Below are 12,439 nucleotides of genomic sequence, written 5' to 3' on the forward strand. Positions count from 1 at the left end.
CTTTCTACGATAGAGAATTAAGACTTATCCAATTCGCAGCCCAGCTTGGGACTGTGCGCAATGGCAGTATGTCAATTGGTGCGAGCCTGTTTGATATCTATCCTGGCATTGCTACGGGCGAAGCGCGGAAGGCAGTGGACAAGGTACTTGCTACCAGGGCTCCTATGATCCTCAATATTGCCACCGCGTCCAACCAAGGAATGGAAGCCTGGGCGTTTCCCGCCGCCGACGGGATCGGCCTGATCGAAGTGGCGAATTCTCCTGCAAGGCGCGCGGAGGCCGAGCACAACAGGCTGATGTATCAAGCCAATCATGACGTGCTGACCGGCCTCCAGAACCGGCAACGCCTCAGTGATCGGCTCAAGGAGATCTTGGCCGCGACCGACGGCCAGCATACGCGTTCGGCGCTGCTGCAGATCGATCTTGACGATTTTAAATCAGTCAACGACACCTTGGGACACGGCACGGGCGACGCCCTGCTCAAAATGGCTGCCGATCGGATACGAGGTGTGCTGCAGGAGGGCGATTCGGCTTTCCGCTACGCCGGCGATGAGTTTGCGATCATCCAGTTTGGCAAGGACCCGATCGAAGCCGAGAGTGCGGCACAAGCTCTCGTTGATGCTTTCAAGATACCCTTCATGATCAATGAAATACCGCTCTTCGTTGGCGCCAGCGTGGGCATCGCATTCGGCCCTCAGCATGGTACGCAGAGCGAGGAACTGATGAAGGCGGCTGATATCGCGCTTTATGCTGCCAAGGGAGAGGGGCGGGGTTGTGCGCGGACCTTCAATCGCTCGATGATGCTTTTGATCGAACAGCGAGAAAGCCTAAGACGCAGCCTTCGACTGGCGCTGGAGCGACGCGAACTTCTGCTTGAATACCAACCCCTACTCCGCTCATCGGGCAAGGTCGTCGGCTTTGAGGCGCTGGTGCGTTGGGATCACCCGGAAATCGGGCGGATAACGCCCAATGTGTTCATTCCGATCGCCGAAGCGGATGGATTGATGGATGAAATCGGCCGCTGGGTGCTCGAGGAAGCATGCAAACAAGCGATGACCTGGCCAGAAACTCTGAATGTCGCCGTCAACCTATCGCCCGCGCAGTTTCTCGGCGGGTCCATCACTGACATCGTGGCTCAGGTCATCGATAGTACCGGCATCAACGCAGACAGAATAGAACTGGAAATCACGGAGTCAGTGCTGCTGGAGGAGACCGTCGATAATTTGGACACCCTGAATACGCTGAACGTACTCGGTATCCGCATCTCCCTAGACGACTTCGGCACGCGATATTCGTCGCTCAACTATCTCAAGAATTTTCCCTTCGACTCATTGAAAATAGACCAGTACTTCATTCAAAATGTCGAAAAAGAGCATAAAAGCCAGACAATTGTACGGGCAATCATCGGCATGGCGCACGGTCTGGACATGATGGTGACAGCCGAAGGGGTGGAAACGGCCGTACAAGCGCAATGGCTGATCAAGGAAGGGTGTGACGTCCTCCAGGGCCACCATCTCGGCCAGGCCATGAGTGCCGAGAGAGCACGGATATTCGCTTCCAAGGCCGGAGCCCCACGAAGACGTCGAGAGCGCGTCAACTGAATCGACACATTCCGCCGGGCATCGCAATAGCAGAGAGTAATATGGCGCCGAACGTCACGCACAACGATAGCTTGGATCATGATTTTCGTATCATGGTACAAATTGACATGGAAATGGAGGCGTTCAACTCCAATTGGACACATTGCGATTATATCGCCACCTTCTTAGCTCGGGTGATTAGCCATAATCGGCCAGACTCTGTACTATTTGCAAACTTGTTTTCATCTGCACTCAATGAGTTGCTGGAGATCACCTTCCGCAGCAACCATGTCGGGGGAACTTTCGTCTGCAAGATTTCGCGCCACGGCGATACCGAAAGGGTCGAGCTCACCTTCACCTGTAGCGAAGATGAACGTGATTTCTTCAAGGAAGCGGTGATCCGCCTTCGAGGCAGCCACGCTGAAGCCAACTACATGGACTCGTTGTCGAACGCCGCCGACCTGAGCCGTGACATGCTCCTGGTCGAATTAGCCATCAGCTACAACGCTGCGGTGACCCTAACCACGGTTGGCGACAACACCATAACGCTCTCTGTCGATCTGCCACTTGGAGGCTTGACACATTGAGCGCGATCACCTTCGCCTACGATGTACGCTTCAATGCGCAATTCGACCTTAGCAATCAGGAATACTCGCTTTCTGGCACATTGCGTCCCCAGTCCTTGAACGAGATGGCGTCAAGCTTGGCGTTGCTGCGGGATTCGATCAACCGTGTGAGTGGCGTGTTCTATCTCAACGTACGGCGGCTTGCGCAGATGAACAACCTGGCATTCCATGCGTTCGCACGTGAGATGCTGGACGCCAGCCGGTCGAGGCCGGACATGCAGTTTATTATCGTGACCTCCAGCGTGGTCGGATGGACAACTGAGAAGTTCGGCCGCCTGAGTCGGATCGAACCGGCCATCAAAGTCCAGGAGTATGACGCCAGCTTCTATCCAGGTCAGAGCTTTCTCGAAGAAGGCGGCTTCATTCCGGTTTTGCGCACCCAAACTAAGATGACATGGCGGCACGAACGCAACATCTTGCCTCGCCACGGCATGCGGGCTGGGGTCTACATGGCGGATATCTGTTGCGGGATCGGCGATTTCGCTGCACTCGTTCAAAAGGAGTTCACACCCGCGCGAATTGTCGCCCTCGACCACTCGCGCTCCAGTCTTGCCTATGCACGTCGGGTAGCGTCGGAGTTCAAGATCAGTGGGATCGAGTATATTTACGGCGATGCCTCGGAGATGCTGCTCGAAGACAATCAATTCGATCTCGTCACCTGTCGCCACTCGTTGCAGATATTCGATCGCCCTGCGCTGATCCTCAAGGAAATGTACAGAATCTGTAAGCCCGGCGGCCGCGTATATGTAACCAATGAGAAGATCTCGCAATGCTTGGGAGAACCTCGCGGCGAGTCCATTCAATGGACATATAACGAACTGTCCAAACTCTTCGGCCATTTCAACATGGATCTCGAACTGGGTCCCAAGAGCCGGCATTATCTGATGGATGCCGGTTTTGATGATATTCGTGCAGAATCCTTCATGGTCACCAATCTCGATGGTGACCCGCAGGATTTCGCCGATATCGTCCAGGCGTGGGAGGATACATTCGCGGGAGAAATGTCCCAGAAACGCGGCGACGATCCCGAGTTCATCAAGCAGTTTCGCAAAGGCTTTCAGGACCATATCTTCGCAGCATTGCATCCGAAGGGATACGCTGGCTGGCCGATCTGGGTTGCGTCGGGACGAAAGCCGCTATGAGTGCGAAAGGCGGAAATTCGTCGCGGTTTGGCTTGCGCTCGTTCCGAGCGAAGTTTGTACTGGTTGTCGGTGGCGCAGTCCTGTTCGATCTGTTGATCAGTGGCGGCCTTGCTCTTTGGAACGTGAACCGACTTTCGGTGGATGCCACCCAGCAAGTTGGCCTCGGCCTGACGAAGGCAACCGGCGAATACCTGCACAACTACATCGAGACCACTGCCGAACGGACCGATCTTCTGCTCGATCAGGTCCATACGGAGGTGAATATTCTTGCTGGTTCGACGCAGGCTCTGATCGATCATCCCCAAATCGCGGCCACGGTGGGGGAGGCAATCGAGCGCGATCCGACGTTCTCCACTCCGCTTACCTACAATCCATCGAGTAATTGGTGGCAAAATGGAGCTGGTGACCCGTCAGCGGTGACGGTTTGGGGGTACCTCCTCAATGCGACCAAAAACCTGCCGCCAGACGTTGCAAAAGTCGTACGCGACAGCACGGCTTTCAACATTTTCGGTCCCGCAGTCCAGGCGAACGGCACACGAAAGCTGCAGGTCTACTATATCGGCCCAAAGAGCGCTCCCATTTTGCGTTCAACCCCCTATACTGACCAAGGCACCACGTTCGATCGCGTCTATCCGGGCCATAACGTAACGAATTGGTGGGACTTCTTTTTTCCTCAACTTTACGAGGATTGGCAGCGGTGGCTCAAGGATCCCGCGAGCAAGCCGGTCGACGAGAAAATCACGACGCTTTCGCCCTATAAGGACGGAGTCACGGGCAAGCTGATCGTCAGTTTCTTCGAACCCGTATGGACCAAGGACCGCAAGGACCTCGCCGGCGTCGTTGGTGCTGACCTTACATTGGATCAGATGGCAGACATCGTGCAAAGCGTGAAGATTGCAGACACCGGGTTTGCATTCCTCGCTATGTCCAATGGGAATGTACTCGCCGTCACGCCCGAGGGTGAGAAAACACTGGGCATCGGCAATTCGAGCCCGACGGTGTTCGACCGGTCACTGCGCAAAAGCACCGACGCTGCAGTCGCGGCGCTACCACTCGATCAAAACAACGATGGCGTCATACAGACCATTTCGCTCGACCGGAACGGCGAAAAGGTCAACTACATCGTCGTCCTCAAAAAACTCAGACCGACGAACATGTGGAGTGCCGGCCCGATAACAAAGGAAACAATGACGGTCGGCATCGTCGTTCCCGAGCACGAGATATACGCCACTTTGATTGCTGCTCAGGATAGTATTTCCAAGGCGACAAACCGTATTCTTCTTTATCAACTCGCAGCAATTTTCGTTGCGTTATGCATTGTATTTGCAGCGGTATTCGGTTTGTCGAAACGCATCACGGCTGGCCTCAGCGCCTTGGCCGGAGCGGCGCGTAAGCTGCAGGCCAAGGATTATTCTGTTCGGGTCCACATTCCGACCAAGGATGAGGTCGGCGAGGTCGGGGTGGCATTCAATCGAATGGCCGAGGAGATAAGCTACCATACCGAGAACCTGGAGAAGCTCGTCGAGGATCGCACGCGCGATCTCGAGAGCGCCAACCTGGAAATTTCATCGCTTAACGAACAGCTGCGCAGCGAAAATTTGCGGCTCGGTGCCGAACTCGACGTGGCCCGCCAGATCCAGAAAATGGTGCTCCCCAAAGAGCGCGAACTAGCCGCAATGCCAGGGGTAGAGATCGCAGCCTACATGCGCCCCGCGGACGAGGTGGGGGGCGACTATTACGACGTATTGCGGGACGGCAAGAAGCTTAAGGTGGGCATCGGTGACGTCACCGGCCACGGCTTGGAGAGCGGCGTTCTAATGCTGATGGTGCAGTCGGTAGCGCGCGCGCTCCAAGAAACCGGCGAGAATAATCCCGCCCAGTTCCTTGATCGACTCAACCGAGCAATATTCAAAAATCTCGAGCGAACCAATTCGGACAAGCATCTGTCGCTCTCATTTCTAGACTATGAGGATGGTAAGCTCACGCTTTCGGGCCAGCACGAGGAAGTCGTGGTGGTGCGTGCAGGCGGTGGAGTTGAGCGTATCGATACCATTGATCTGGGATTTCCGATTGGACTCGAAAAGGACATTTCGCCTTTTGTCGCCACCCGCAACATAGCTTTCGCAAGCGGTGACGTGGTGGTGCTACATACCGATGGTGTGACCGAGGCCGAAGGTGGGAAGGGCGAACTGTTCGGCTTGGATCGTCTTGTCGAGAGCGCACGTCAGCGTCATGGCTCGAGCGCTGAGGAAATAAAGAACGGGATTATTCAAGATCTGATGGACTACATTGGAACCCGCAAGATCCACGACGACATAACGCTCGTCGTTATTAGACACAGGTAACATCATGACCACTTTGTACGGATCGAAAGACATTGTGATCGGTATGAATGAACGCGTGAGTCGCGTGAGCCTATTCGACGGTCCCCTCGACCTGCGATGGCACCATTGCGCAACGACATCGGATTTCATCGCCGACATATTCGCCCTGCCATTCCGAACTTCACGCAACGACTATCGCGCGGTCCGGCACAATATCGGGTACCTGGTAAACGAGTTGATAGAGAATGCGGTCAAGTTCCATGAGCCCGGCGAAATCAGAGTCGAGGCGGCGATGGATACCGATGCCTTTAAAGTGAAGGTTTCCAATGTTGTCAGCGCCAACGCGGCCACCTCATTCCAGGCCCTGCTCGCTGAAATTACTGTTGGTGACCCTGGTGACCTGCTCATCGAGCGCATCGAAGCCAACGCTGCAGATCCAGAGACTTCCGGATCGGGTCTTGGATTGCTGACCTTGATGAATGACTATGGCGCTCGCCTGGCCTGGATTTTCAACCCCGTTGAAGATGGCAGCCGCGTGCATGTAGGAACATTCGCCACCCTTCCCGTCACTCATTTTTAACCGTGAACCATGAAGCCAAATATTGAGATCACGACTGACGAATATCGAGTCTGGGCCGAAGACAATGTCATCCATTTCGACGGTACGATGCGCCTGTCGGGAACGGATGCTTATGCTCCGATCATGACACTCATGACTGACATCCTGACGGCCGCGCCGCCGACGATTGTCCTCGACCTGACTGATCTCGAGTTCCTCAATTCTTCAGGAATTAACTTGTTGGCAAAGTTTACAATCGAGGTGCGCAAGCACCCAGACGTGACGCTCGTCGTACGCGGCAGTTCCGAGATTCCCTGGCAGAGCAAGTCCCTACCCAATCTCAAGAAGCTCCACCAGGCGATCTCCCTGCAGATCGATTGACCCGTTCGGCCAAGGCAGGCGATGGTCGTAAGCGTCGGCTTCAAAATCTGGATTGCCTAGCAAGAGATCTCCGCAAGGCAGGCTTCAAATCGAATAGAGATCATCTTGTTCTTCCATAGAAATTCTACTTGAAAGACGTGGTTCATGGCTCTGGGTGACACATTGCATCGAAGAAAATGTGTCACACTTGCCCCCATTTCGATGATCTACTTGTGACAATGATGCTGACCGCGTATTGTTTGGCCGGCATGGTTAAAGGCGCAGAACTCGACAGGTGCAGCCAGCTGGATGCCCACCGTGCTGCCGACCGAAGGCGATGCCGTCGACACCGCCACGCCCAATGCCGTCATACTGGGAGTTACAGGCGCCGGCACCTTTGACAGGTGGGCTACCGGGTAAACTCGGTGCCAGGAAATGGACACTCAAACATCGTCGCCTCCATTCGCTCCGACGTGGAGAAACGGCCATGGCCTCGCACCCTTTTTCTCGCGCTCGCCATCAACATCCGTTTGGCGACTGGCTCGGATGATCAACTGGGAACAAGGATCCGCGAAGCCTTGGGAACTGTCGCCAATACAACAACAGGGCCCCTCCTATCTTCCATGGAAACCATCGAAGTACTAAAGCGTTTTGCGATTTGGTTGAATCCCCAAGAATCGCAAAGTCGCGTCGAATCAAAGAGTTAGAGTAAGAAAGCGTTCACGCCTGAACGCGCTTTGCTCTAAGCAACAGGCAGGCCGGCAGGCGTGCCGAGCCCGACACGATTGTCAGATCGGACCGGGCAACCTATCGTGCATCGTCACCAAGAGCCGCCGGGGCCGATCGTGGATCCAGGAGACAGAACCATTCACTGCCCCATCCACGGACGGCAGCAAGCGGCCTTTGTCTGCCAGCACATCGTCCAGGGTGCCCAACGTGGCTATCGTGTCGGCTTCTGGTTCGGCGACGATCCGGTGAATCCCAGATCCGATGCCTGGTGCGATGCCTGCGAGACCGGTCTGGCCAAGGCCGACTATGTCTGGGGCGATGAAAAGGAAGCGCAGGCGGGCGTAACCGTCATCTGCGGCCTCTGCTACGATTCCGCCCGGAACTTTCACCTCGGCGAGCCTCGGCACCAACAGGTGTAGCTGCAGGAAACACCCGTCCAATCCCTGCCGGCTTACAGCCGGCTGCGCAGTTCGGCCAAATCGGCGGCGAAGCAGATGTCCCGGCCGCGATTGGCTTCGCGGACGAAATCGCGCAGGGCGTCGCTCTCGGCAACCCAGGCCGAGATGTCGCCGATCACGGCAAGATGCAGGCGGTAATTGACGAACTTCTGCACCACGGCGCCGGCGAGCCGCGTGCGCAGACGGAAGAAGTCGTCGACAAGCCGGGCGACAGGGATCGCCACCATCGTCGCTTCCTGCTCCCAGGCCTTGCCGAGAAAATCGTTGATATCGCCTTCGCCGGCGAGTTTCTTACCGTCCTCGGCGCAGATGAGCACCCGGATGCCCCGGATCTCCTCGACTCTGTCGCTCATGACTATTCTCCTAAGCGGCCCGTAGCAGCGGCATGTGCCGGTGGCTCCGACCTCAGACGATCTCGTAGATGTGATACTGGTCGCCCGTCGCCTGCGGAAAGTCTCGGCGCCGGAAGGCGGGCGGCACGCTGCCGTCGACCAGAGCGATGTCGACATTGGAGATGTAGAAGCCGCCCTTCGCCATCAAGCCGGGCAGATAGGCGATGATGTCGGCCACGATCGGCACGGCGCCCTGCCTGTCCTTGAGGCCGAGGTCGGAATGGGCGAGCGCCGCCTTGCGCGGCAGGCGCGCCGCGGCAGTGCGGATCGTATCGGCGATGTCGCCGAGGAAGAGCAGTTCATCCGCCGGGCGCACGAAGACATTGGGGCTTACCCGGTTCTCAAAGGCATAGATGTCCCGATCGGGAAAGTTCTGGCGCAGATGGTCATAGGTCCGGCCGTGGCCAAGGCCGAATTCGAGCACCGGCCCCTCGATCCCCCGGACGAGTTCGACGGCAAGGTCGAGGCAATTGCGCTGGGCCGTCATGCGATTGATGAAATTATCGAGGTAGCTCATTATCCATTTCACATCATTGCAGAAATCCCGGCCGGCCATTCGGGCCGCCGTCCCGGCGGGCGCCGGGAGCCGGCTCCCGGATGCAGCCTCCGGACCGGATATGCCGATCGTCATAAGCCACCGGCCCCGAGCGAGGCAAGCGATCCTGCGGGCTCCACGACGCCGGGCGGCCTGACAGCCACCGCATGCGGGTCCCTCCGAATGTCCGTCAAATTTGCCGGTGTGCGCGAACACAGCGTACCGGCTAAGTTGATTCTGCGAACGGCGCGGCAATCTCCGAACAGATCCCCTCCCTGCCGTGTTGTTCGCGTCTTTCCAGCTCGTCTCTCTCTCGTCTAACCTCCCAGCCCGCGCAAGCGGGCTTTTTCTTTTCCTGCCTGCATTGATAGGGGCGCCGGGCTGCACCAGCTTCCGTTCGGTTATCCGCGGGAATAGGGAATGCCGATCTCGGCCCGTTCCAGCAGCCACTCCCAGTGGCCTCGGGCATAGCCGCGCGAGACGTCGGCAAGGAGCTTGGCCATCTCGGCTTCGATCGCAGCGATTTCGGCCATGGCGTGGCTGTTGGCGACCAGCAGGACGCGCACGGCCATCCGCGCATCGCCGTCGCAATCGGCGATGACGCGCTCCACGCTCGCCTCCAGATCCTCCGGCAAAGCCTGTTCGGATTTGCTGGCTTGCGACGTCATTGACGGATCTCCCTGTTCAGAAAACTGGAACCAGCGGATATCGCGCTCCACCGGGACGATGCACGAATCCCACCCGGCCTGGTCTCTGCCGTTGCCGGCAAACCGCTGGAGGATTTCGGAATCGAGACCGGAAAATTAGGCGAGGGTGCCGTGGCTGTCGAGCTTTTTGTTCATGATATGTTCTAATATCGACAAAGCCGTCACGCCCTAGCCGACGCTCTCGGCAGCGCATTCGTGGCAGCTCAAAAAATTTTCGCACGAAGCATGGAACCAAATCCCGGCCCACCGGTTCAGTCCCCAGTCGGATGCCTTGAGACCGTTCCTGGCATTCGAGCGGGCCCGCCCGCATGACTTCGAGCTGTTGACGCACTCGTAGTTTTCTCGGGCTCTGTGGCCCGACCCAACGACCCAACTGCCGGGTGCCCCCGCATCCGGCTTTTTCTTTGCACCGGCCGTATCGGCTTCAGTTGCGCAGCACCGCGCAACTGCCGCCGGCCCGGTGCAGCTTGTCGCAGATGAGGCTGGCCTCGCGCATGCTGCGTGCCGGCAGGCGGACGCGATAGAAGGCTCGCCGGCCGCGCCCGGCCATGCGCGTGCCGAGGATCAGCGTCTCCCGGCCCGCCAGAATGGCCGGGAAGCGCTTGACCGCCCGCTCATAGGAGGCGATGGCGATGGCCTTGGAGAAATTGCCGGAGAGCTGCACGCCGAAAGGCGCGTAGGGCCCCTCGATCAGGCGCGGCACCTCCTTGCGCACGGCCGTGACGACGGCGAGGCAATCGACTGGCTTGGCAGCGGGTTCCTCCCCGGCTTTGAGGCCGTCGCCGGAAACCCAGTCGTCGACATTGCGATGGGTGATGAAATAGACATAGGCGCGCGTTTCCGAGGGCAGATAGCGCCCACCCGCCAGCCAGTCGGAGAGGCGCTTGGGCCCAGCATTGTAGGCGGCCAGCGCCAAGCCCCAATTGCCGAACTGCTTCTTCAGGGCGGTAAGATAGGCGGCCGAGGCCGGTATCGCCTTTTCGGGATCGAAGGGATCGTCGAGTTGCCATTCGGCGGCCGTGCCCGGCATGAACTGGGCGATGCCCTGCGCGCCGGCACTGGAGACGACGTGCGGCCGGAAGCTGCTTTCGCGCCAGATCAGCCGCGTGAAGAGCTCGGGTGGAATGTCGTTGGCACGCGCCGAGGTCTCGATCAGGCGGCAGATCGCCTCGTCCAGGCTCTCCTGGCGGGCCTGAGCCTTCCCCGGCATGGCAAGGCAAGCGAAAGCTGCCGACAGCAGCGCTGCTGCAAAGAGATAACGAACGTTCACAGACAATGTCTCGCCGTTAGGGGCAAGCTAGCATTTAGGCGAAAACACTGCGGCGCTCCAGATGCCATGCGATGACCCATGACGCCGGGCCCGCCTTGCCAGGATCGCGCCGACTGGTGCAAACAGGACGCCCCGCCACTTGGAAGTTCCACCATGACTAGATGCCATTGGGTCGTCGCCGCTTTCGCCTGGTTCGCGGCCTCTGCCGGCACGGCCCTGGCCGCCTCCGACTTCGATCCCACGCCGCTGCTGCCCGTGTCGATCGAGGATGCCGACCGCACCCGCCTGATGAACTTCGAGGCGACGCGCCGCAGCGCCATCGATGCAGTGCTCGGCTCCAATGCCCGCCACACCGCCGACGGCATGGCCCTGGAGGAGATCCTCGCCGGCGATCCCAGGCCGATCGCCAATACGCGCGAACTCGTCGGCACCTGGCGCTGCCGCAGCGCCCAGCTCGACGATGGCTCAAAGGCCAATGACGGCAAGGGCAGCGTCTATACCTATCCCTATTTCAAATGCGCCATCAGCGAGCGCGGCGGCAAGCTCTTCTTCGCCAAGGTGAACGGTTCCCAGCGCGTCAGCGGCTTCCTCTATCGCGTCAGCAACACCCGTTTCGTCTTCCTCGGCGGCAATGCCAATGGCGACGATCCGCCGGTCGCCTATGGCGCCTCGCCCAAATCCGATGCGGTCGCCTATCTCTTCAAGGCCGGCCCGCGCAAGCTGCGCCTGGAACTGCCGCAAACCTGCTGCAGCACGCTCGAAATCCTCGAACTGGTGCGCTGAGCCTGCCGGGAAAGAAATGCCGGGTATGGAGTGCCGATAGAGCAGTGCAATCCCTCATCCACCTGCCGGCACCTTCTCCCGCAAGGGGAGAAGGGGATTGTTTTGAAGTCGCGGCACGAGCCAGCTGCCTTCTCCCCTTGCGGGTGTCGTCAACGCTCTTGAGTTGACTAGAGGTGCCCCGTAGGGGCGGATGAGGGGTCGTGATGCCCTATCCAGCCTTTCTCCGGTTTGTTTCGAAGGACCTTGAGATGGGGGATCGAAAACTCGCCCCCGGTTTCATGCCACCTTTGTAAAGGCGGCCCGATCCAGCGTCAGAAGATCGCCGATGCGCTCGATGGTGACGTCGGGCTTGGGCTCGATGGTGCTCATGTCGGCCTCCAGGGCATAGTGGCCCTGGCGCACGAAGATGGTGGTGAGCTTGTCGCCCATCACAGCCTTCATCTTGGCGAGCAGGCGCGGCTTGTCGTCGACCATGGCGTAATGCTCGGCCGGGTAGTGGCGCTGCACCGAATCCAGCATCTGCTCCTTGTGCAGATAGATCATCACCCGCCCTTCCACGGCGTCCCACAGGCCGGCGCGCTGCACCTTGCGCGGCTGGAACACGATGTCGCCATCCGAGAGCACGGCGGGAGCGCTGAACGCCTTGAGATGGGCGATCGCCTCCAGGGCCTTGGGGAAGACGCGCTCGGCGAAGGGATATTCCAGCAGGAATTTCGACATCTGCAGGAGGTCGGGATCATCATCCAGCCCGGCGCGGAAGAGCTGGAGCGCAGCGAGATAGTCGGCATAGCCGTATTCGTCGCGGATCTTGCCATAGATCGCCCAGTAGCGTGCGCGCTGGTCGGCGCCGAAGGCTTCCTCGATATGGTCGCCGAGGTCCTCGCCGAAGCGGTCATTGTCGAGCAGCGTGTTGTCGACGTCGAGAAGGACGACGAGCTTGCGGTCAGGGGACACGGCGAACTCCTGTGAGGTTA

At 58.6% G+C, this 12,439-nt stretch carries 13 protein-coding genes; 8 read left to right on the plus strand and 5 right to left on the minus strand.

Annotated features, from left to right (window positions below; all coding sequences use genetic code 11):
• Positions 1 to 68: 68 nt before the first annotated feature.
• From ACTJKX_RS09600 to ACTJKX_RS09630, 7 genes are all read left to right on the plus strand, one after another.
• Positions 69 to 1,601, plus strand: a complete 1,533-nt coding sequence (locus ACTJKX_RS09600; RefSeq protein ID WP_440725123.1) for a putative bifunctional diguanylate cyclase/phosphodiesterase — start codon at positions 69 to 71, stop codon at positions 1,599 to 1,601.
• Between the two features lie 41 nt (positions 1,602 to 1,642).
• Positions 1,643 to 2,167: a ubiquinone biosynthesis methyltransferase UbiE gene (locus tag ACTJKX_RS09605; protein ID WP_394314273.1), complete on the plus strand. Its 525-nt coding sequence runs from the start codon at positions 1,643 to 1,645 to the stop codon at positions 2,165 to 2,167.
• A gap of 5 nt (positions 2,168 to 2,172) precedes the next feature.
• Entirely contained in the window at positions 2,173 to 3,348 is a 1,176-nt protein-coding gene (locus ACTJKX_RS09610) for a class I SAM-dependent methyltransferase (protein ID WP_394314320.1), read from the plus strand.
• Complete coding sequence (locus ACTJKX_RS09615; protein ID WP_440725124.1) at positions 3,345 to 5,693, plus strand: SpoIIE family protein phosphatase; 2,349 nt, start codon at positions 3,345 to 3,347, stop codon at positions 5,691 to 5,693. Before ACTJKX_RS09610 ends, ACTJKX_RS09615 begins: the two co-directional genes overlap by 4 nt.
• A gap of 4 nt (positions 5,694 to 5,697) precedes the next feature.
• Positions 5,698 to 6,252 (plus strand): slr1658 superfamily regulator, encoded by a 555-nt coding sequence (locus tag ACTJKX_RS09620; RefSeq protein WP_311937338.1) that lies wholly within the window; start codon positions 5,698 to 5,700, stop codon positions 6,250 to 6,252.
• A gap of 21 nt (positions 6,253 to 6,273) precedes the next feature.
• Positions 6,274 to 6,612 carry a slr1659 superfamily regulator gene (locus tag ACTJKX_RS09625; protein ID WP_311937522.1) on the plus strand — a complete coding sequence of 113 codons (339 nt, stop codon included), beginning with the start codon at positions 6,274 to 6,276 and terminating at the stop codon, positions 6,610 to 6,612.
• A gap of 824 nt (positions 6,613 to 7,436) precedes the next feature.
• The gene (locus ACTJKX_RS09630; protein WP_394314269.1) at positions 7,437 to 7,739 is read left to right on the plus strand and encodes a hypothetical protein; all 303 of its coding nucleotides are present in this window, start codon (positions 7,437 to 7,439) and stop codon (positions 7,737 to 7,739) included.
• Positions 7,740 to 7,771: 32 nt separating this feature from the next.
• On the opposite strand, the gene ACTJKX_RS09635 is transcribed toward ACTJKX_RS09630, so the two are convergent.
• The 4 genes from ACTJKX_RS09635 to ACTJKX_RS09650 form a co-directional block, all read right to left on the minus strand.
• Positions 7,772 to 8,131, minus strand: a complete 360-nt coding sequence (locus ACTJKX_RS09635) for a DUF4180 domain-containing protein (protein WP_440725125.1) — start codon at positions 8,129 to 8,131, stop codon at positions 7,772 to 7,774.
• 52 nt (positions 8,132 to 8,183) lie between these two features.
• Positions 8,184 to 8,687 carry a class I SAM-dependent methyltransferase gene (locus ACTJKX_RS09640; protein WP_311937346.1) on the minus strand — a complete coding sequence of 168 codons (504 nt, stop codon included), beginning with the start codon at positions 8,685 to 8,687 and terminating at the stop codon, positions 8,184 to 8,186.
• Positions 8,688 to 9,106: 419 nt separating this feature from the next.
• Positions 9,107 to 9,373, minus strand: a complete 267-nt coding sequence (locus tag ACTJKX_RS09645; RefSeq protein ID WP_311937349.1) for a hypothetical protein — start codon at positions 9,371 to 9,373, stop codon at positions 9,107 to 9,109.
• Between the two features lie 463 nt (positions 9,374 to 9,836).
• Positions 9,837 to 10,682, minus strand: a complete 846-nt coding sequence (locus tag ACTJKX_RS09650) for a lytic transglycosylase domain-containing protein (RefSeq protein ID WP_440725126.1) — start codon at positions 10,680 to 10,682, stop codon at positions 9,837 to 9,839.
• Positions 10,683 to 10,835: 153 nt separating this feature from the next.
• On the opposite strand from ACTJKX_RS09650, the gene ACTJKX_RS09655 reads away from it, so the two are divergent.
• A complete protein-coding gene (locus ACTJKX_RS09655; protein WP_311937358.1) occupies positions 10,836 to 11,465 on the plus strand; it encodes a DUF4893 domain-containing protein in 630 nt (209 codons plus the stop codon).
• 276 nt (positions 11,466 to 11,741) lie between these two features.
• On the opposite strand, the gene ACTJKX_RS09660 is transcribed toward ACTJKX_RS09655, so the two are convergent.
• A complete protein-coding gene (locus ACTJKX_RS09660) occupies positions 11,742 to 12,419 on the minus strand; it encodes an HAD family hydrolase (protein WP_440725127.1) in 678 nt (225 codons plus the stop codon).
• Between the last annotated feature and the right edge of the window lie 20 nt (positions 12,420 to 12,439).

This window comes from Labrys sp. 22185 (assembly GCF_052045555.1).
Classification (GTDB): Bacteria; Pseudomonadota; Alphaproteobacteria; order Rhizobiales; family Labraceae; genus Labrys; species Labrys neptuniae.

Coding starts and splice junctions, on each gene's coding strand:
- ACTJKX_RS09600 (WP_440725123.1), top strand. CDS start 69: ATGTCAATTGGTGCGAGCCTGTTTGATATCTATCCTGGCATTGCTACG.
- ACTJKX_RS09645 (WP_311937349.1), bottom strand. CDS start 9,373: ATGACGTCGCAAGCCAGCAAATCCGAACAGGCTTTGCCGGAGGATCTG.
- ACTJKX_RS09620 (WP_311937338.1), top strand. CDS start 5,698: ATGACCACTTTGTACGGATCGAAAGACATTGTGATCGGTATGAATGAA.
- ACTJKX_RS09640 (WP_311937346.1), bottom strand. CDS start 8,687: ATGAGCTACCTCGATAATTTCATCAATCGCATGACGGCCCAGCGCAAT.
- ACTJKX_RS09635 (WP_440725125.1), bottom strand. CDS start 8,131: ATGAGCGACAGAGTCGAGGAGATCCGGGGCATCCGGGTGCTCATCTGC.
- ACTJKX_RS09655 (WP_311937358.1), top strand. CDS start 10,836: ATGACTAGATGCCATTGGGTCGTCGCCGCTTTCGCCTGGTTCGCGGCC.
- ACTJKX_RS09605 (WP_394314273.1), top strand. CDS start 1,643: ATGGCGCCGAACGTCACGCACAACGATAGCTTGGATCATGATTTTCGT.
- ACTJKX_RS09615 (WP_440725124.1), top strand. CDS start 3,345: ATGAGTGCGAAAGGCGGAAATTCGTCGCGGTTTGGCTTGCGCTCGTTC.